This is a genomic window from Streptomyces sp. NPDC039423 (assembly GCF_055598725.1).
Map to the genome: position 1 here is coordinate 76946 of NZ_JBVKAH010000014.1, position 17998 is coordinate 94943.

Annotated in this window: 18 protein-coding genes and 1 tRNA gene; 9 read left to right on the forward strand and 10 right to left on the reverse strand. The window is 75.7% G+C overall.

Going from position 1 to position 17998, the window contains the following annotated elements:
• Positions 1-53: 53 nt before the first annotated feature.
• Positions 54-1412, forward strand: coding sequence for a trypsin-like serine protease (locus ACZ7LK_RS30855; RefSeq protein WP_392277490.1), 1359 nt, complete (start codon positions 54-56; stop codon positions 1410-1412).
• Positions 1413-1661: 249 nt separating this feature from the next.
• On the forward strand, positions 1662-2030 hold the full coding sequence (locus ACZ7LK_RS30860) for a DUF488 domain-containing protein (RefSeq protein ID WP_392277491.1): 369 nt from the start codon (positions 1662-1664) through the stop codon (positions 2028-2030).
• Here ACZ7LK_RS30860 and ACZ7LK_RS30865 read toward each other — a convergent pair.
• Positions 2020-2889: a DMT family transporter gene (locus ACZ7LK_RS30865; RefSeq protein WP_392277492.1), complete on the reverse strand. Its 870-nt coding sequence runs from the start codon at positions 2887-2889 to the stop codon at positions 2020-2022. The genes ACZ7LK_RS30860 and ACZ7LK_RS30865 overlap by 11 nt on opposite strands.
• On the reverse strand, positions 2886-3662 hold the full coding sequence (locus tag ACZ7LK_RS30870) for a phosphatase PAP2 family protein (RefSeq protein ID WP_471144523.1): 777 nt from the start codon (positions 3660-3662) through the stop codon (positions 2886-2888). The genes ACZ7LK_RS30865 and ACZ7LK_RS30870 overlap by 4 nt, the downstream gene beginning before the upstream one ends.
• A gap of 156 nt (positions 3663-3818) precedes the next feature.
• On the opposite strand from ACZ7LK_RS30870, the gene ACZ7LK_RS30875 reads away from it, so the two are divergent.
• Together ACZ7LK_RS30875 and ACZ7LK_RS30880 are read left to right on the forward strand one after the other, a co-directional pair.
• Positions 3819-4430 carry a TetR/AcrR family transcriptional regulator gene (locus ACZ7LK_RS30875; protein WP_392277494.1) on the forward strand — a complete coding sequence of 204 codons (612 nt, stop codon included), beginning with the start codon at positions 3819-3821 and terminating at the stop codon, positions 4428-4430.
• A 345-nt stretch (positions 4431-4775) separates the two neighbouring features.
• A complete protein-coding gene (locus ACZ7LK_RS30880) occupies positions 4776-6002 on the forward strand; it encodes a cytochrome P450 (protein WP_471144524.1) in 1227 nt (408 codons plus the stop codon).
• Between the two features lie 265 nt (positions 6003-6267).
• Here the strand turns inward: ACZ7LK_RS30880 and ACZ7LK_RS30885 are convergent, their stop codons facing one another.
• Positions 6268-6762, reverse strand: a complete 495-nt coding sequence (locus ACZ7LK_RS30885; protein ID WP_469463939.1) for a DUF309 domain-containing protein — start codon at positions 6760-6762, stop codon at positions 6268-6270.
• Between the two features lie 129 nt (positions 6763-6891).
• Between ACZ7LK_RS30885 and ACZ7LK_RS30890 the strand changes: the two genes are divergently transcribed.
• Positions 6892-6965, forward strand: a tRNA-Pro gene (locus ACZ7LK_RS30890).
• Between the two features lie 16 nt (positions 6966-6981).
• Here the strand turns inward: ACZ7LK_RS30890 and ACZ7LK_RS30895 are convergent.
• Positions 6982-8358 (reverse strand): glycosyltransferase 87 family protein, encoded by a 1377-nt coding sequence (locus ACZ7LK_RS30895; protein WP_392277496.1) that lies wholly within the window; start codon positions 8356-8358, stop codon positions 6982-6984.
• A 113-nt stretch (positions 8359-8471) separates the two neighbouring features.
• Here ACZ7LK_RS30895 and ACZ7LK_RS30900 point away from each other — a divergent pair, with 113 nt between their 5' ends.
• Entirely contained in the window at positions 8472-9626 is a 1155-nt protein-coding gene (locus ACZ7LK_RS30900; RefSeq protein ID WP_392277497.1) for a molybdopterin-dependent oxidoreductase, read from the forward strand.
• Between the two features lie 243 nt (positions 9627-9869).
• Here the strand turns inward: ACZ7LK_RS30900 and ACZ7LK_RS30905 are convergent, their stop codons facing one another.
• Genes ACZ7LK_RS30905 through ACZ7LK_RS30915 form a run of 3 tightly spaced genes read right to left on the reverse strand, consistent with a single transcriptional unit; the run spans position 9870 to position 11976 of the window.
• Positions 9870-10670, reverse strand: a complete 801-nt coding sequence (locus ACZ7LK_RS30905) for a class I SAM-dependent methyltransferase (RefSeq protein ID WP_471144525.1) — start codon at positions 10668-10670, stop codon at positions 9870-9872.
• Entirely contained in the window at positions 10667-11302 is a 636-nt protein-coding gene (locus tag ACZ7LK_RS30910; protein ID WP_392277499.1) for a TIGR04282 family arsenosugar biosynthesis glycosyltransferase, read from the reverse strand. The genes ACZ7LK_RS30905 and ACZ7LK_RS30910 overlap by 4 nt, the downstream gene beginning before the upstream one ends.
• A complete protein-coding gene (locus ACZ7LK_RS30915) occupies positions 11299-11976 on the reverse strand; it encodes a glycosyltransferase family 2 protein (protein WP_392277526.1) in 678 nt (225 codons plus the stop codon). Before ACZ7LK_RS30915 ends, ACZ7LK_RS30910 begins: the two co-directional genes overlap by 4 nt.
• A gap of 134 nt (positions 11977-12110) precedes the next feature.
• Here ACZ7LK_RS30915 and ACZ7LK_RS30920 point away from each other — a divergent pair, with 134 nt between their 5' ends.
• Positions 12111-12842, forward strand: a complete 732-nt coding sequence (locus ACZ7LK_RS30920) for a response regulator transcription factor (RefSeq protein ID WP_392277500.1) — start codon at positions 12111-12113, stop codon at positions 12840-12842.
• On the forward strand, positions 12839-13951 hold the full coding sequence (locus ACZ7LK_RS30925; protein WP_471144526.1) for a sensor histidine kinase: 1113 nt from the start codon (positions 12839-12841) through the stop codon (positions 13949-13951). The genes ACZ7LK_RS30920 and ACZ7LK_RS30925 overlap by 4 nt, the downstream gene beginning before the upstream one ends.
• Here the strand turns inward: ACZ7LK_RS30925 and ACZ7LK_RS30930 are convergent.
• Positions 13926-15011 carry an NAD-dependent epimerase/dehydratase family protein gene (locus tag ACZ7LK_RS30930; RefSeq protein WP_471144527.1) on the reverse strand — a complete coding sequence of 362 codons (1086 nt, stop codon included), beginning with the start codon at positions 15009-15011 and terminating at the stop codon, positions 13926-13928. The two genes, ACZ7LK_RS30925 and ACZ7LK_RS30930, sit on opposite strands and share 26 nt — an antisense overlap.
• Before the next feature lie 144 nt (positions 15012-15155).
• On the opposite strand from ACZ7LK_RS30930, the gene ACZ7LK_RS30935 reads away from it, so the two are divergent.
• The gene (locus tag ACZ7LK_RS30935; RefSeq protein WP_471144528.1) at positions 15156-15722 is read left to right on the forward strand and encodes a DM13 domain-containing protein; all 567 of its coding nucleotides are present in this window, start codon (positions 15156-15158) and stop codon (positions 15720-15722) included.
• A gap of 751 nt (positions 15723-16473) precedes the next feature.
• Here the strand turns inward: ACZ7LK_RS30935 and ACZ7LK_RS30940 are convergent.
• Positions 16474-17199 carry an RNA polymerase sigma factor gene (locus ACZ7LK_RS30940; RefSeq protein ID WP_471144529.1) on the reverse strand — a complete coding sequence of 242 codons (726 nt, stop codon included), beginning with the start codon at positions 17197-17199 and terminating at the stop codon, positions 16474-16476.
• Positions 17200-17221: 22 nt separating this feature from the next.
• Entirely contained in the window at positions 17222-17713 is a 492-nt protein-coding gene (locus ACZ7LK_RS30945; protein ID WP_471144530.1) for a hypothetical protein, read from the reverse strand.
• Positions 17714-17998: the final 285 nt, after the last annotated feature.

Sequence of the window (17998 nt, forward strand, 5' to 3'; positions counted from 1 at the left end):
TGTGGTTCGGCACGTCTTCCCCGGAAGAGACCCCCGAACAGAGGTGACACCCGATGCTCCACAGACACGCCACAGCCGCGTGCGCCGCCCTCACCGCCGTCGGCGCGCTCGTGCTGGCCGGTCCGCCCGGCGCGGTCGCCGCCGAGGCGCCCGCGCCGCCGTCGACGCCCACGGCGTCCGGCAGCCCCGGCTCCGGCAAACCGTCCCCCGCCCTGCTCGACGCCATGCAGCGGGACCTCGGCCTGACCCGCGAACAGGCCGAGACCCGGCTCAAGAACGAGGCCGAGGCGGGTGCCCGCGCCGGCCGGCTCCGCAACACCCTCGGCGACCGGTTCGCCGGGGCCTGGGTGAGCGGACCCGTCTCCGCCACCCTCACCGTCGCCACCACCGACGCCGCCGACACCGCCGCCATCAAGGCCGGCGGCGCCGAGGCGAAGGTGGTCCGGCACGGGCTCGGCAGACTGGAGGCGGCCAAGGCCAAGCTCGACAAGGGCTCGGTGCGCACCAAGACCACCGACGCCCCTGTCTGGTACGTCGACCTCCGCACCAACTCGGTGGTCCTGGAGGCCTCGAAGGAGACCGCCGCCGACGTGTTCCTCACCGCCACCGGTGTCGAGCGCGACCTGGTGCGCGTGCGGAACACGACCGAGCGGCCGCGCCCGCTCGGGCACGAGATCCGCGGCGGCGACGCCTTCTACATCGGCACCAGCCGCTGCTCCGTGGGCTTCGCCGTGGTCTCCGGCGACCAGCAGGGCTTCGCCACGGCCGGGCACTGCGGCCAGACCGGAGCCGCCACCATGGGGCACAACAAGGTGGCCCAGGGCGCCTTCAAGGCGTCCACCTTCCCGGGCAAGGACATGGCCTGGGTGGCCGCCAACGCCGAGTGGACGGCCACGGCCCACGTCAAGGGCCAGGGCGACCAGAACGTCGAGGTCGCCGGCTCCACCGAGGCCCTCGTCGGCGCGTCGATCTGCCGCTCGGGCTCCACCACCGGCTGGCACTGCGGCACCATCGAGCAGCACGACACCAGCGTGTCGTACATCCAGGGGACCGTGAAGGGCCTCACCCGCACCACCGTCTGCGCCGAGCCGGGCGACTCGGGCGGCCCGTACGTCTCCGGGACGCAGGCCCAGGGCGTCACCTCCGGCGGCTCCGGCAACTGCAAGGACGGCGGCACCACCTTCCACCAGCCCGTGAACCCGGTGCTCGCGGAGTACGGGCTGACGCTCAAGACCAGCGCCGCCGACCCGGGCGACACCGGCAAGGCGGGCGGCGCCTGGGCGGCGGGCAAGGTGTACCGCGCCGGCGACCGGGTCTCCTACGACGGCGCCACCTACCGGTGTCTCCAGTCGCACCAGGCGCAGCCCGGCCGGCTGCCCTCCGCCACCGCCCACCTGTGGCAGCGCGCCTGACCCACCGCACCGTCGAGCGGGGTCCCCGGCCGGCCCCCGGCCGGGGCCCCGCCGCCGGGGCCCGAGCCGCCCGCCCCGGGGATTCTCTCCTCCGCGTGCGACCGCACGCACCGGACACCGCGCCCCGCGCCCTCCGGGCGGACGCACCGGACACCGCGCCCCGCGCCCTCCGGGCGGACGCACCGGACACCGCGCCCCGCGCCCTCCGGGCGGACGCCGATATGGTGCGGCCACCTCTAGCCTGGAGACATGACGCGAGCCGCTTCCCGCCCGAAGATCCGCCGCATCTACGACCCCGCCGACCCCGGCGACGGGGTGCGGGTCCTCGTCGACCGGCTCTGGCCGCGCGGCCTGTCCAAGGCGGACGCGCACGTCGACGAGTGGCCCAAGTCCCTGACCCCCTCCACCGAGCTCAGGCGCTGGTACCACGCGGCCGAGGGCGACGCGTACGAGGAGTTCCGGCGCCGCTACGAGGCCGAGCTCGCCGAGCCGGAGGCCGCCGAAGCCCTCGACCGGCTGCGCACGCTCGCCCGGAAGGGCCCGCTCACCCTGCTCACCGCCGCCAAGGAGCCCGACCGCAGCCACGCGGCCGTGCTCGTGGAGCGGCTCACGGCGTGACCGGGCTCGGATCCGGCTCCGGCGCCCGGGGCGCGGGCACCGGCGCCGGGTGACCGGCCGTCAGCAGCAGTACCCCGCGCGCCGCCACCGCCCCGGCGGCCGCCGCCACCAGCCAGCCGACCGGGCCCGCCCGGAACGTCTCGCCCAGCAGCGCCACCCCGATGACGGCCGCCGCCGCCGGGTTCGCCAGGTTCACCACCGCGAGCGGCGCCGCCAGCCCGCCCCGGAACGCCGCCTGGGACAGCAGCAGCCCGCCCGTGGCGAACACCGACACCAGCACGGCCACCAGCGCCGTCTGCCACCAGGTCAGCGGCCCGCCGGGCAGTTCCCGCGCCAGTGAGGCCGTCAGCGTCTGCGTCAGCGCCGACGCCACGCCCGACGAGATCCCCGCCGCCGTGGCGAGCCGCAGGCCACGGCCCGCGCGGCGCACCAGCCCGGCGATCCCGGCCGCCGTCACCGCGGCCACCGCCAGGGCCTCCGGCAGCGACAGCGCGTCGCCCGGCGTGGCCGGACCCACCACCGCGACCAGGCCGAGCAGCCCGCCCAGCGTCCACAGCGCGCCGCGCCACTCCGTCCGGGTCACCCGCCGCCGCTCGTAGGCCGCCCCCACCGGCAGCGCCGCCACCAGCGTGAGGGCGCCGAGCGGCTGGACCAGCGTGAGCGGCCCGTAGTGCAGCGCCGCCACATGGGTGAGCGCCCCGGCCGCGTTCAGCCCCACCGCCCACCACCACAGCGGCCGGGCCAGCAGCGCCCGGGTGCCCCCGGCACCCCCGGCCAGCCGCGCCTGGACGACCGCGGCCAGGGCGTACCCGGCGGCGGAGGCCAGCGACAGGAGGACGGCCAGCACCGTGGCCCTCATCGGAACACCGCCCGGGCCACCGGCGGAGCCGTCCGCCACCCGGCCGACGACACCCGCACCAGGGCGAGAGCCGCGCCCAGCAGCACCGTGGCCACCAGCGCGTCCAGCCAGTAGTGGTTGGCCGTGCCGACCACCACCAGGAGGGTCATGAGCGGATGGAGCAGCCACAGCGCCCGCCACCGGCCGCGCGTGGCGGCGATCAGCCCGACCGCCACCATCAGCGCCCAGCCGAAGTGCAGCGAGGGCATCGCCGCGAACTGGTTGGCCATGCCGTCCGCCGCCGGAGCGGCGCCGTACACGGAGGGCCCGTAGACCCGCGCGGTGTCGACGAGCCCCGACTCCGCCAGCATGCGTGGCGGGGCGAGCGGGACGAGCAGGTGGAGGGCGAGTGCCGCGGCGGTCAGCAGTGCCAGTACGCGGCGCGCCCAGACGTAGTGGCCGGGCCGGCGCCAGTACAGCCAGACCAGGAAGGCCACGGTGGCCGGGAAGTGGATCCACGCGTAGTAGGCGTTGGCGGCCCGGACGACCGCCCCGCCGTGCAGCAGCAGGTCCTGCACGCCGCCCTCACCCGGCAGGTGGACGGCCCGCTCCAGGTCCCACACCCGGCCGGCGTTGCCGAAGGCCCGCGCCTCGTGCCCGTTCGCGACGAGCCGGCCGCACTTGTATACGAGGAACAGCGCTGTCACCAGCACCAGTTCCCGGACCAGGGGCGGCCGCGGCACATCGGTCGTCTCCGGCTCGGCAGGGCGTATCCCGGCGGTCCCGGTAGCCATTCTCCGGCCTCATTCGCAGATCAAAACGGAAGCAAACGAGTGAAAGCGTAGATCCGATCCTATCGAGACGCAAGCGTATCGAGACGTTTGCGTCTCGATTGCCCGGCGCTTACTCTCGTACATGCACAGACACCGCCCGCACCCGTGGAGGAACCGATGTCCACGCAGGCCGCCACGGCCGCCGCGCGCCGCAGCAGGATCAGCCCGGAGCGCGAACAGGAGCTGTACGGGGCGGTGCTCGACCTGCTGCGCGAGGGCGGCTACGACGCCGTGACCATGGAGGGTGTCGCCGCCCGCACGAAGTGCGGTAAAGCCACCCTCTACCGCCAGTGGAAGACCAAGTCCCAGCTGGTGACCGCGGCGCTGGACAAGAGCCGGTGCAGCCTGTTCACCGGTATCGACACCGGCTCCCTGGCGGGCGACCTGCGGGCGGCCGCGGTCGCCGCCGCCGGGCGCCGGGGCCGCGACACCGAGCTGATGGAAGCCGTCGGCCAGGCCTACCTCCAGCACCCGGACCTCCGCCGGGCGCTGCGCGAGACGGTCATCGCCCCGGAGGTCGCCGCCCTGGACGCGATGCTGCGCCGCGGTGTCGAACGCGGCGAGATCGCCGCCGACAACCCGGCCATCGCCTTCGTCGCCCCCGGCTTCCTGGGCGTCCTGCGTATCGAGCGGCTCTTCGAGGACCGGTTCGGCGAGGAGGACGCCCTGCCCGCCTACGTCGAAGCGGTGATCCTCCCGGCCCTCGGGATCGCCCCCGCCGGCTCCTGACGGCCACCCCGCCGTCTTCCCGCCGCCGCGCGCCTGGGGCACCATGGCCGGACCGCCCGTGCTCCCCACCCTGCCGTCCGGAGGCGCCGCATGAACCCCACCACCCCCACCGGCCCCCCGACGCCTCCCGTGCCCCCCGCGGCGTGCCCGGCGGCCCACCCCACCGCGCCCCTTGAAGGGCCGCCCGCACCCCCGGCCGAGCCACCCGCGTTATCCACCGCACCCCTCGAAGGGCCGTCCGTACCACCGGCCGGTCCGCCGGCCACGTCAGTCGAGCCACCCGCGTTATCCACCGCACCCCTCGAAGGGCCGTCCGCCCGGCCGCGCGTCCCCGCCGCCCCACCGGTGCCGTTCGCCGCGCTCGACGCCCTCCAGCGCGACCCGTACCCCCTGTACGCGCGCGCCCGGCGGGCCGAAGGCCTCCTGCACGTACCCGAACTCGACGCCTGGCTCGTGGCCCGCGACGCGGACGTCCGCGAGGTGCTGCTGCGCCCCGAGGACTTCTCCTCCGCCGGGGCCCTGCGCCCCGACGCCGTCCCCGGCCCGGCCGCGCTGGCCGTCCTCGCCCGGGGCCTGGGCAACCGCCCGACCGTCGTCACCGCCGACGGCGCCGCCCACCGGCGCCACCGCGCCCCGCTCAACAGCGGCCTGTCCACCGCCCGCGTCACCGCGCTGCTGCCGTACGCGGCCGAGGTCGCCGACGACCTGGTCGACGGCTTCGCCGCGCACGGCCGCACCGAACTGATGGCCTCCTACGCCGAGCGGCTCCCCGGCGCGGTCGTCGGGCGGCTCCTCGGCCTCGACCCCGCCGACGTCCCGCTCGCCGTACGCGGCGGACACCGCGCCGAACAACTGCTGTTCCGGCCCCTGGGCGAGGACGAGCAGGTCGCCGCCGCCGAGGACGTCGTGGCCCTCCAGCACCTCCTGGACGGCTACGTACGCGACCGCCGCGCCCACCCCCGCGACGACCTGTGCTCCTCCCTCGTCGCCTCACTCGCCCCCGGCGCCGGCGAACTCACCCGCGACCAGCGCGGCGAACTGGTGTCCACCCTCCGGAACTTCCTCATCGCCGGGCACCTCACCACCACCGCGCTCATCGGCACCACCCTGCTCCACCTGCTGGCGCACCCCGGACAGTGGGAACTCCTCCGGGCCAGGCCCGAGCTGATACCCGCGGCCGTCGAGGAGGCCCTCCGCCACGACGGCCCCGTGCAGGGCTTCCGCCGCACCACCACCCGCCCCGTCACCCTCGCCGGCACCCGCCTGCCCGCCGGGGCCTCCCTCTTCGTCGCGTACGGCTCCGCCAACCGCGACGAGGACCGCTACGAACGCGCCGACACCTTCGACATCACCCGGTATCTCACCCGTCCCCACGTCCGCCACGTCGCCTTCGGTCACGGCACCCACGGCTGCCCCGGCTCCCAGCTCGCCCGCGCCCAACTGCGGCTCACCCTGGAGCTGTTCACCCGCCGCCTGCCGGACCTCGCGCTCGCCGCCGACCACTCCACCCGGATGCGGCCCACCCTCATCCACCGCTCGCCCGAGACCCTCCACGTCACCTGGACGACCTAGGTCGTGTCCGCAAAGTCTCGCCTGGCCCGCGGTGTCCTGCACGCGCGCTCGCGGCGTTGTCGTCGGTCGCCATGGTCCCTCGTAGCCCTTCGGGCACGGGAGGTGCCCCCACCGCCATGACTCCCTCCTCCGCCTTGCGATCGCACGCACCCGGACACCGCGGCCCCCGCCCTCCGGGCGGACGCCGATACTTTCCGGACACTCCCTAGGCGGGCTCGTCCGCACCGCACCGCGCCATGCCCGCCCCCACCGGCCGCCCGCCCCGTCAACCCCGCAGCCGTGGTGCCTCCGCCGCCGGGTCCACCGCCCCGGACGCTTCTCCGGCCGCCCCCGCCTCCAGCCGCGCCGCCAGCGCCCGCGCCCAGGCGGCCAGACCGTCCACGTCGATCCCGTGCGGACGGTCCCCGAACGCGAGGATCCGGTCCGCGCCCCGCAGCAGCAGCCGCGCGCCGCCCGCCGTGTTGCCGCGGGCGGCGTGGGTCAGGCCGACCGCGAGCTGCGCCAGCCCCCGCCATAGTTCCCGCTCCTCCTCCGGGCCGGACTTCCAGGCGTCCTCCAGGACCTCGTGGGCGTGGAAGGGCATCCCGGCGTCCAGCAGTCGCTGGGCGTCCCGCACGGTCCCGTCGGGCGTGCGCACCACCCCCTCGGGCTGCCGCTCCACCCCCTCCCGGCCGTAGGGCAGGGGGCGCCCCAGCCCGTCCCGGGGACGCGCGTTGCGTGCCCGCCCCTCCTCGTCCCGGTCCCTCCGCGTCCTGTCCACCTCCCGATTGTCACCCGCCCGCGCGGCCCCGGCCACGCCCGCCCGACCCGCGACACGAACCCCGCCCCGGAGTGAGGTAATCTTCTTCTTGCGCGCCGCCCCTCGGCGAAAGCCACCGGACGCGCGCATCGGGACGTGGCGCAGCTTGGTAGCGCACTTGACTGGGGGTCAAGGGGTCGCAGGTTCAAATCCTGTCGTCCCGACTTGCTTTTACGCAGGTCAGAGGCCGTATCGGAAGCATCCGGTACGGCCTCGAGATCGTTTTTGGGCAGCGGTCCTCCGGGCCCACGAGCCCGCACCCGCCATGAGTGCCGCCGCTCCGTATGCCCCGGTCACCACCCCGGCCCCGATGTCCGGCCCCGCGAGGTAGGAGACGGCGCCGGCGACGGCGACGGCCAGCCACTCCCATCGGCCGTCCAGCGCGACGAGAGCGACGAGCAGGAGTGCGTACCAGGAGTAGCCGGGGGTCAGGAGGAGGAAGGCCGTTCCGGTGGTGAGCAGGGCCCCGCGCCAGGGGCGTTCGGGGTCGCCGCGCCACCAGACCGTGAGCGTCGCCGCCGTCATGACGAGCGGGACGGCGGCGGGCGCCCACGCGTCGGGCAGGACGAGGCGCAGCAGGGCGTACCGACTGCCCGCGCCCGCGTCGTCGTAGCCCTCCTCCTGTGCGTAGCCGCCCAGATAGCCGAGGACGGAGCCGTCGGAGAGCAGGACGTACGGGAGGTAGAGCATCCCGACGACCGTCACCGCCGGGGCCACGACCGCCAGGATCGTCCGTGGCCGCCGCACTCCGGACAGCGCGCCCGGGAGGAGGACGGCGGGCAGCAGTTTCGCGGCGATGGCGAGGCCGAGCAGGATGCCGCCGGTGACGCGGCGGCGGGCGACGACGGCCAGGGCGGCGACCGAGAAGAGGACGGCGAGGACGTCGGCGTGGGCGTTGTTGACGGCCTCGACGGGGACGGCCGGGCACCAGGCCCACCAGGAGGCCTGCCGGGGATCGCCCCACCGTCGCAGGACGGCGACCAGCAGGCCGGTCACCGCGAGGGACAGGACGGCGGCGCCGGTCTGGAGCGCCTTGTGGCGGGTGTCGGCCGGCGCGAGGGCGTGCACCAGGAGGAACCAGCCTTCGGCGACGGGCGGGTAGATCGTGTGGACGGCCGGCCGGTTGATGCGGGTGCATCCGCCGTCGGCCAGCGCGGCGAGCTCGCGGCCGTGCGCACAGGCGGCGGGGCCGGGGAAGAGCCACGCGTCGCGCAGTCGGGCCAGGGCCGGGTCGGCGGGGGCGTGGTCGTACGGGGAGATCCCGGCCGCCTGCACCCGGCCGTCCCACGCGTACCGGTACGAGTCCGTGCTGGTACGCGGCGCTGCCACGAGGCCGGTGGCGGTGACGGCGACCGCTCCCGCGAGCACGAGCGGGACGACCATGTGGGCAGGGACCCGGCGCAGGGCGACCACGCCTGTCGCGAACAGCGCCCAGCATGCCGCGTAAGCCGTCAGGAAAGGGACCCCGAGGGTGTCCCCGCGGAGCAGCACCGTCAAGGCGGTGGTCAGGGCCGCGATCAGGAGGGTGGTGACGGCGAGTCGGCGGGCACGGAGCATGGGCGCAGCCTGGCAGCGCTCACGGCCGCGCGCCGGGCGACCCGTCGGGGCGTTCGGGTTTCGTAAGGTGTCGAAGCCTCCGTACAGAGGCGAGCGGCGCTGTCATGGACGTCATGACCTCCCGCATGCACTGGCCGCGGCGGTTCGCCCCGCCCGCCTTCACCGGCCGTCTCCACGACGCGCGAACGGCGACCTCCGTCGGCCGGTGGCTCGGCGTGGCCTTCGCCGTCTGCTTCGCGACCGGCCTCGTCAGCCACTATCTCCAGCACCCGCCGGCCTCGCTCGCCGACGATCTGCCCACCCGGCCGGTCTGGGGCTACCGGCTCACCCAGGGGCTGCATGTCGCCGCGGGACTGGCGGCGATCGTGCTGCTCCTGGCCAAGCTCTGGGCGGTGTATCCGCGGCTGTTCGTGTGGCCGCCGGTCCGGTCCGTCCGGCACGCCCTGGAGCGGGTGTCCGTCGCGGTCCTGGTCGCCTCGGCCGTGTTCCAGGTGCTGTCCGGGCTGCTCAACATCGTGGAGTGGTATCCGTGGCCCTTCTCGTTCGTGCCCGTGCACTTCGCCGTCGCCTGGATCGCGGCGGGGTCGATCCTGCTCCACATCGCCGTCAAGGCCCCGGAGATCGTGGCCCATTGGAGCCGGCGGTCGGCAGGGACGCTGGCGTTGCCGGCCGAGGACGGACCCGACCGCCGCTCGCTGCTGCTGGGCGCGGGCGCTGCCGTGGGTGTGGTGACGCTGACGACGGTGGGGCAGTCCTTCACGCCGCTGAAGGCGTTCGACCTGCTCGCCCCCCGGCACCCGGATCACGGCCCGCAGGGCCTGCCCGTCAACCGGACCGCCGCCGCGGCCGGTGTCTCGGCGCGCGGTCTGGGGGAGTGGAGGCTGGAGGTCGTCGGGCCCCGCGCGTACACGTTGTCACTTGACGCGCTGCGAGCCCTGCCCCGGACCCGGGTCCGGCTGCCGATCGCCTGCGTCGAGGGCTGGAGCGTCGAGGCGCACTGGGGAGGAGTGCGGGTACGGGACTTGGTGGAGCGGGCCGGAGTGCGGCCCGGCTCCGTCGCCGTGCGGGTGACCTCGCTGGAGGTGAGCGGTGCCTACCGGGTGATGGAGATGGGCGCCGACTACACGGACGATCCGCTCACGCTCCTCGCACTGACCCTCAACGGGCAGCCCCTCTCCCTCGACCACGGCTTCCCCGCGCGGATCATCGCCCCCGGCCGGCCAGGCGTGCTCCAGACCAAGTGGGTTCACCGTCTGGAGGTGCTGTGAGGACGGCGAGCGTGTTCCGGTACGGGGTCGGTGGTCTGGGGCTCGTCCTGATCGGCATCGGGGCGTGGCGCGTGGCGGACCAGCCGGATCCGCTGGACGTGCTGGTGTGGCTGGCCGGGGCGGTGGTCCTGCACGACGGGATCCTCGCCCCGCTGGTCCTCGCCGTCGGCCTGCTGCTCGCCGGGCGTCCCGAGCGGGGCGTGGCGCGCGGGGCGCTGGTCGTGGCGGGGAGCCTGGTGCTGGTCACGCTGCCGCTGCTGGTCCGGCCGGGGGAGCCGCCGAACCCCTCCGCGCTGCCGCTGCCGTACGGACGGAACCTGGCGATCGTCCTCGCGGCGGTGGTCGTGGTGGCGGTGGCGATGATCCTCGTACGGCGGTGGCGGAGGCGCCCTCGGCGGAGCCGGACGACGACCGACCGGTGAGGGCCACGAAGTGACGGCCCCACAGGTCCCATCGTTCGGCCACCGTCCAGCCCGTGGCGGCCGCGTGCGCGGACAGCGCGCGTACGCCTGTGCGGGCCCAGGGGAACGGCGCGCCCCGCCCTCCCCGCCCGTCGTCCACCCGCACCTCGCAGCGCTCGTCGACGTCCAGGGGCACGCATTCCGCGATGACCCGGCCGGAGCCGGCGACCACTTGCCGCATGCGGCGCAGCAGAGCGGCGGGGTCTCCGCCTATTCCGATGTTGCCGTCGATGAGCAGGGCCGTGTCCCAGCGTCCTTCGCCAGGCAGCGGGTCGAAGACCGAGCGGCACAGGGCCGTCGCGCCGAGCCGCTCGGTGCGGGCGACCGCCTCCGGGCTGACGTCCACACCCAGCGCGCGGCCCCCTAGGGCGGCGACGAGCCGCCCCGGTCCGCAGCCCACGTCGAGGACCGTGCCGAGGCAGCGGTCCAGGACGGAACGGTCCGCGCGGTCGGGTGCCCCGCACCAGCGCTCGACCTCCAGAGGCAGGAGCCATCCGTCGTCGCGGCGCAGGAAGAGCGGGCCCCGCCCGGTGCGCAGGGCGTCGCCGTACGGGTCGGCGCGCCAGGCCGTCGTCGCGGTCACGCGCCCGCTCCCGCCGGCGCCGTTCCGGTCAGCGCGGAGTGCAGGGCGGCGAAGCGGCTGCCCGGCGCCCCGTCCGCCACGAGGCGCGCGTCCCCGGCGGTGTCCACGTCCCGCAGCACGGGCAGGGTGCCGATCCGCAGCCCGGCCGCGCGCAGCCGCTCGTACTGGACGGTGCCGGTGTCGGGGCGGGACATCGGGACGCCGAGCAGGAGGGCGGGATCGGGGGAGGCGAGGCCGAGGGCCCAGAAGCCGCCGTCCGCCGCGGGGCCGAACCACGCGTCGCACGTGTCCCAGCACAGAGCCGGGGCCAGCAGAGCGGGGGTGACCTGCGGGGTGTCCATGCCGATGAGAAGCGCCGGACCGTCACAGGCGGCGAACGCGGCGGCGAGCCGTACGTCGAGCCCGCCCGTCACCTGCGGGACGAGCCGGAACCCTGATGGCAGCCAGGCGCCGGGCTGCCCGTCGAGCACGAGGACGTGCCGCTCGGCGGGGACCCCGAGAACCGCGGCGAGCGTGTCGGCGAGGGCCGCCTCGGCCAGGGCGGCGGCCGCCTCGGGCGGGAACGGTGGAGTGAGCCGGGTCTTGACCCGGCCGGGCACGGGCTGCTTGGCGATGACGAGGAGGGTGGTCACGGGCGCTCACCACCGGCCGGCGCCGGCTCGTCCAGTACGCGGCGCATGTCGTGCACGGCCTGCCAGGTGCCCTTCCAGGTGCCGGTGACTTTGGAGCGGCCGGCACGGGGGAGGTAGGGCACGTCCACCTCCCGTACCCGCCAGCCGGCGTCGGCGGCCCGGACGACCATCTGGAGCGGATAGCCGCTGCGCCGGTCGGAGAGACAGAGAGCGAGGAGCGCCTCGCGCCGGGCCACCCGCATGGGCCCCAGATCGCGCAGCCGCAGCCCGGTGCGACGGCGGAGGAGTCGGGACAGCGCGAGGTTCCCGGCCCGGGCGTGGGCCGGCCACGCGCCGCGTGCGGTGGGGCGGCGGCGGCCGAGGACGAGGTCGGCGGAGCCGTCGGCCACGGAACGCGCGAGGCCGGGCAGCAGGCTGGGGTCGAGGGAGGCGTCGCAGTCGCAGAAGCAGACGAACTCGGCTTCGGCGGCGAGCAGTCCGGCATGACAGGCGGCGCCGAAGCCGCGTCCGGGCTCGTGCACGACGGTGGCACCGAGGCGGGCCGCGAGTGCGGCGGAACCGTCGGTGGAGCCGTTGTCGACGACGATCGCCCGCCATCCGGCGGGGATGCGGGTCAGCACCCACGGCAGGGCCTCGGCCTCGTCGAGACAGGGAAGGACGACATCTGCGGTCATGGTGGTCACGGCTCTCACCGTAGGAATCGCAGGGCGCTTCGGGGCCCTGGAAGTCCTTACGAAACACGGACGGCGCACGACGTCCGCCGGGTGGCCGTGGCTGCCGCGCGGGAGCGGATGCGAGGCTGTGCGGCATGAGTGAGCGCATCGTCCCGGACAGCGGGGGCCGGATCCTGGTGGTGGACGACGACCCGACGGTCGCCGAGGTCGTCACCGGCTACCTGGAACGGGCCGGCTTCTCCGTCGAACACGCGGCCGACGGCCTCGACGCCTTGCGCCGAGCCGGAGAGCGGTGGCCCGACCTCGTCGTCCTCGACCTGATGCTGCCCGGCCTGGACGGCCTCGAGGTGTGCCGCCGGCTGCGGTCCGCCGGGCCCGTGCCGGTGATCATGCTGACGGCCCGTGGGGACGAGGAGCACCGCATCACAGGGCTGGAAGTGGGCGCGGACGACTACGTCACCAAGCCGTTCAGCCCGCGCGAACTCGTCCTGCGCGTCGCATCGGTGATACGCCGCAGCCGCCCGGCGGCTCCGGCCGCGTCCCGGGGAGTGCTGCGCGCCGGTGACCTGTCCGTCGACCCCGTGACCCGCAGGGCCAGCCGTGCCGGCGTGGAACTCGCGCTCACTCTGCGGGAGTTCGATCTCCTGACGTACTTCATGGAGCGCCCCGGCGCGGCGCACAGCCGGGAGGATCTGATGCGCCGGGTGTGGGGCTGGGACTTCGGTGACCTCTCCACCGTGACCGTGCACGTCCGCAGGCTGCGCGCCAAGATCGAGGACGACCCGGCCCGGCCGTCCCTGATCCGGACGGTGTGGGGCGTCGGCTACCGCTTCGAAGCGGAGCGGACGGAGAACACCACGGTATGAAGGACGTCCTGCTCATCGCCGCGTTCGCCCTGGCCGGAGCCGTCTTCGCCGGAATCGCCGGGGCGGTCGCGCTCCGCCTCGTACGCCACCGCTCGGTCGCGGTGTCCCTCGCCGTCGTGGCCGCCGTGACGGTGTCGGCGATGCTCGCGGGAACACTCGCCGTCGCCCAGGCGATGTTCCTGTCCGCGCACGACCTGTGGGTGGTGACCGTCGTGGTCGCCATGGCCGCCCTGGTGTCCCTGTGCACCGCCCTCGTCCTCGGCCGGTGGGTGGTGGCCCGCAGCCGTGCGCTGGCCCGCGCCGCACGCGACTTCGGCGACGGGGGCAGCTTCTCCGCGCCCGACGGAGCCGCCACGGCCGAACTCGCCGCCCTCACCCGCGAACTGGCCGCCACCAGCGCCAAGCTCGACGCCTCCCGGCGCCGGGAGCGTTCCCTGGAGGCGTCCCGTCGGGAACTCGTCGCCTGGATCTCCCACGACCTGCGCACCCCGCTCGCGGGACTGCGGGCGATGGCGGAGGCCCTGGAGGACGGAATGGCGGCCGACCCCGCCCGCTACCACCGCCGGATCCGCACCGAGGTCGAGCGCCTCACCGCCATGGTCACCGACCTCTTCGAACTCTCCCGCATCCACGCCGGAGCGCTGACCCTCAGCCGCAGCCGGATGTCCGTGTACGACCTGGTCGACGACGCCCTGAGCGGCGCCGACCCGCTCGCCCGTGAACGGGGCGTGCGGCTGCTGGGGGAGGGGGTCGCGGCCGTCCCGGTCGAGGTGGACGGCAAGGAGATGACCCGCGTCCTCGCCAACCTCCTGGTCAACGCCATCCGCCACACTCCCGCCGACGGCACGGTCGCGGTGGCCGCCGAACACCGGGACGGCGCCGTCGTCCTTTCCGTCACGGACGGTTGCGGCGGCATCCCCGACGAGCACCTGGACCGCGTATTCGACACCGGATGGCGCGGCACCGAGGCCCGCACCCCGCCGGCCGGGGCCGGCCTCGGCCTCGCCATCGTCCGCGGCATCGTCGAAGCGCACGCGGGCCGCGCCGAGGTGCGCAACGTGCCCGGCGGCTGCCGCTTCGAGGTCACCCTGCCCGCGGCCACCGGCTGACCGCGCCGTCCGCCGAGGCCCGCTGCCCGGCCCGGGCGAACTCCGCCATTCCCTCGTCGAAATCGACATCCGGGTGCCAGCCGAGTTCGCGCCGCAGCCGCGACGAGTCCGCGGTGATGTGCCGCACGTCGCCGAGCCGGAACTCTCCGGTGACCACCGGCTGGGGGCCGCCGTGCGCCCGGGCCAGCGCCGCCGCCATCCCGCCCACCGTGTGCGGGTCTCCACTGCCGGTGTTGTACGCGGTGAGGGCACCGGCCGGCAGCCCGCCCGCGGCTTCCAGCACCAGCACATTGGCCGCCGCCACGTCCCGTACATGGACGAAGTCCCGGCGCTGGCCGCCGTCCTCGAAGACGCGAGGGGCCTCGCCGCGGGCGAGCGCCGAGCGGAAGAGGGAGGCCACCCCGGCGTACGGGGTATCCCGGGGCATCCCGGGCCCGTAGACGTTGTGATAGCGCAGCGAGACCGCCGTCCCGCCCACCGATCGTGCCCACGCGGCGGCCAGGTGCTCCTGGGCGAGCTTCGTCGAGGCGTACACGTTGCGGGGGTCGGCCGGCGCGCCCTCGCCGACCAGGCCGGGCGCGAGCTCGGAGCCGCAGACGGGGCAACGCGGTTCGAAGTGCCCGGCCTCCAGGTCCTCCGGGCGGCGGGGGCCGGGCCGGACGACTCCGTGACGCGGGCACTCGTACCTCCCCTCCCCGTACACCACCATCGACCCGGCGAGGACGAGTCGCCGCACGCCGGTGTCCGCCATCGCCGCGAGAAGCACCGCCGTACCGAGGTCGTTGCAGCTCACGTATGCGGGCGTGTCGGCGAGGTCCTTGCCGAGGCCGACCATGGCGGCCTGGTGGCAGACCGCGTCGACGCCGCGCAGCGCCACCCGGGTGCTCGTGGCGTCGCGGACGTCCGCGTGCAGGAACTCCACTTCGGGCGGGTCGGGGGCGGTGGGGTGCGCGCTGGGCAGCAGGGCGTCCAGCACGACCGGCTCGTGGCCGGCCCGGCGGAGCGAAGCGATGATGTGCGAGCCGATGAAGCCGGCTCCTCCTGTGACGAGTACGCGCATGGACGCGACGCTACGGACCGTCCGCGGGTTCCGGGGCCGCCGCGCCGTGCCGTAAGGCTTTCGTCATCGGGCCGGACCTCCCGCCCGCGCCTCCGGTCGCGTTGGATGGCCTGGAGAAGTCGTGCTGTCCGAAGGAGGTGCGCCGTGGGGCGTGTCACGAAGAAGCAGTGGTGGGCGGGGGCGGTGGCCATCACCGCGGTGATCGTGGTGGCGGGTCTGGTGTGGTTCAAGCCCTGGGCGCTGTGGGTGGACGAGACCGTCAACGAGGCGCTGCCCTCCGCGGCCACACCGACGGGGACGGTGCCCACGAGTCCGTCGTCCTCCGCGACCGTGACGCCGTCGACGGCACCCGCCGGCCCGACCACCGTGGCGCAGGGCTCGTTCGTGAGTCACGAACACACGACGACCGGCACGGCGAGGATCGTCCGGCTCGCGGACGGCACCCACACGCTCCGCCTCGAAGGCCTCGACACGAGCAACGGCCCCGACCTGCGCGTGTGGCTGAGCGACGCACCGGTGAAGGAAGGGAAGGCCGGCTGGGGCCTCTTCGACGACGGGAAGTACGTCAACCTTGCCCAGCTCAAGGGGAACAAGGGCGACCAGAACTATCCGCTGCCGGCGGACCTCGATGTGTCGGCGTACACGAGCGTGAGCATCTGGTGCGACCGTTTCGACGTCTCGTTCGGTGCCGCGGAGATCGTCCGCACGTGACGGGGGTCAGTCGGCCAGGTCGGGCCGGTCCTTCTGCTCGTCCACTGCCACGGGCGCTCCCGTCGGCACCGGCCGGCCGGCCCCGCCACCGCGTTGCCCCGCCGGGGCTTCCGGTGGGCGCGGTCGATGGCCTAGCCGGTGGCTCCGGGGGAGGGAGGGGTGGCGGCGGACGGCTCCGCGGTGCTCGGGGGCGGCGGGCTGGTGGCCGGCCGGGTCGCCCGCGGGGTGCTCGGGACCGGGCTGGGGGACGCGCTTTGGTCCGGAGCCCGGCCCGGTCCCGGGTCCTGTTCCGGATCCGGCGACGAGGGGCCGGTGCCGGGTGTCGGCGTGCCGGGCGCGGGGACGCCGAGTGTCGGGCTGCCCGGTGACGACGTGCCGGGCGTCGGCGTGCCGGGAGTGGGGGTGCCCGGCACCGGGTCGGGGTCCGGGGTCGGTGTCGGGGCGGGAGCGGGGGAGGTCATGCCCGGCGGGTCGGCGGGCGGGGCGGGCCGGGGGCCGGGCGTCCCGGGCGTCAGCGCCAGGTAGGCCGCGCACGCCAGGGCCGCGGCCGCGAGGCCGGCCAGGCCCGCGACACCGCGCCGGGACGCCGGGGCCGGCCGCCACCACGCCCGCGGGCGGGCGGTACGGGGCGGCGCGGCCGGACGGAGGTCCCGTACGGTCACCGACTCCGCCCGTGCCTCGAGCGCCCGACGGAGCCGGTGCTCCACGGGGCGTCCGGCTTCCGGGCATTGCCCCGGTTCCCCGTAGGCCGTCATATCCGTCCCTCCAGGATCCGTTCCAGCGCGTCCAGGGCGCGGCTGGCGTTCGACTTGACCGCGCCCCGGCTGATCCCGAGGGTCCGGGCGATCTCCGCCTCGCTGAGGTCGGCCCAGTACCGCAGGACCAGGACCTGGCGGCGGCGCGGGGTGAGCCGGCCCAGCGCGGCGAGCACCTCGCGGTGCGCCTCGTCTAGCACCACGTGCTCCTCGGCGGACGGGACGTCGGCCGTGGCGGGCGGTGTCCAGGCGCGGGCGGTCCGGCGGCGCCGCAGCACCGAACGGGAGGTGTTCACCACGGCGGTGCGCAGATAGCCCAGCGCGTTGTCGACCTCGGTGATGTGCTCGCCGTGCCGCCGGTACAGGGCGGTGAAGGCGTCCTGGACGACGTCCTCGGCGGTGGCCAGGTCGTCCACGAGCAGCACCGCGAGACGCACCATGGCGAGGCGGTGCGCGTGGTAGAGGGCGGTGACGGTGGGCGGCGGCTCCTGGGGCACCGCCCCGTGCGCCACCGCCCGGTCCGTCACGGCCGGGTCCGGCACCGCCCCGTGCGGCGCCGGTGCGGGGTGGGCCGCGAGCGGGTGACCGGCCGGAGCGGCGGCCCGGTCGCGGGGCAGCAGCAGGGCGCGCAACACCGCACGCACGCCCCGGCCGCCACCCCGCCGTGCCCGGGTGAACCGGTGCACGGCGGGGTGGAACAGCGGCGGGGCGTGGTGCGGCACGGGGTTCCTCAGGGCGAGCACGTCAGCGGAGCGAGCGCCGCCGCACCACGAACACGGTCCCGGCCCCCAGCGCGATCAGCCCGGCGGCCCCCGCCCCGATGGCGGCGTCCGTGGCGCCCGAGCCGCCGGTGTGCGCGAGTTCGGGGCCGGCGGAGGGCCGTGCGGCCCCGGGCGGCGGGGTGGCGCCCGGCGGCACGCTGGCGGCCGGCGAGGGCGGGAGGGTCGGGGTGGCGGTCGGTGCGGGGGTCGGCGCGGAGGTCGGCGCGGAGGTCGGAGGAGCGGTGGGCAGCACGCTGGTGGTGACGGGGGCGGGGGTGGGAGCGGCCGGTGCGGGGGTGCCCGGCCGGGCGCTGGTGGTGGGGGACGGGGCCGCCGAGGGCACGGCGGAGGTGACCGGGGAGGGCGCGGCCGAGGGCGTGGCGGCCGGTCCCGCCGACGCCCGGGCGGGCACGGCGACGGCGGTGAGTGCGCCGGCGACGGCGACGGTGACGACTGCGCGCTTCAGATGGGGCACGGTGGTTCTCCCGACTGGGTACGGGGGCGCGGGATCACGCCCTTCACCCCCGCACGACGCGCGAGTCGCGCGGGGGTTGCCGCCCACCGCGAACTTTTTCCACCGCCGGCGCCCGTGTTGCCCCCGGCCCGGCGCCCACCGGCGCCCGGCCGCCGCCCCCGATGCGACGGGACCGGCCCGTCCGGTCGTGCCGGACGGGGGGGTTCCGTCCTGCAGTGGCGTGTGGGGGGGGTACCACCGTGGGTCAAGCCAAGGGTGCGAACGACCGGTTGGAAGGCGCCTACA

Bases quoted from the DNA above. Each gene is read 5' to 3' on its own strand.
- ACZ7LK_RS30855 (WP_392277490.1), top strand. From the start codon at position 54: ATGCTCCACAGACACGCCACAGCCGCGTGCGCCGCCCTCACCGCCGTC.
- ACZ7LK_RS30860 (WP_392277491.1), top strand. From the start codon at position 1,662: ATGACGCGAGCCGCTTCCCGCCCGAAGATCCGCCGCATCTACGACCCC.
- ACZ7LK_RS30865 (WP_392277492.1), bottom strand. From the start codon at position 2,889: ATGAGGGCCACGGTGCTGGCCGTCCTCCTGTCGCTGGCCTCCGCCGCC.
- ACZ7LK_RS30870 (WP_471144523.1), bottom strand. From the start codon at position 3,662: ATGGCTACCGGGACCGCCGGGATACGCCCTGCCGAGCCGGAGACGACC.
- ACZ7LK_RS30875 (WP_392277494.1), top strand. From the start codon at position 3,819: ATGTCCACGCAGGCCGCCACGGCCGCCGCGCGCCGCAGCAGGATCAGC.
- ACZ7LK_RS30895 (WP_392277496.1), bottom strand. From the start codon at position 8,358: ATGCTCCGTGCCCGCCGACTCGCCGTCACCACCCTCCTGATCGCGGCC.
- ACZ7LK_RS30900 (WP_392277497.1), top strand. From the start codon at position 8,472: ATGACCTCCCGCATGCACTGGCCGCGGCGGTTCGCCCCGCCCGCCTTC.
- ACZ7LK_RS30915 (WP_392277526.1), bottom strand. From the start codon at position 11,976: ATGACCGCAGATGTCGTCCTTCCCTGTCTCGACGAGGCCGAGGCCCTG.
- ACZ7LK_RS30920 (WP_392277500.1), top strand. From the start codon at position 12,111: ATGAGTGAGCGCATCGTCCCGGACAGCGGGGGCCGGATCCTGGTGGTG.
- ACZ7LK_RS30925 (WP_471144526.1), top strand. From the start codon at position 12,839: ATGAAGGACGTCCTGCTCATCGCCGCGTTCGCCCTGGCCGGAGCCGTC.
- ACZ7LK_RS30930 (WP_471144527.1), bottom strand. From the start codon at position 15,011: ATGCGCGTACTCGTCACAGGAGGAGCCGGCTTCATCGGCTCGCACATC.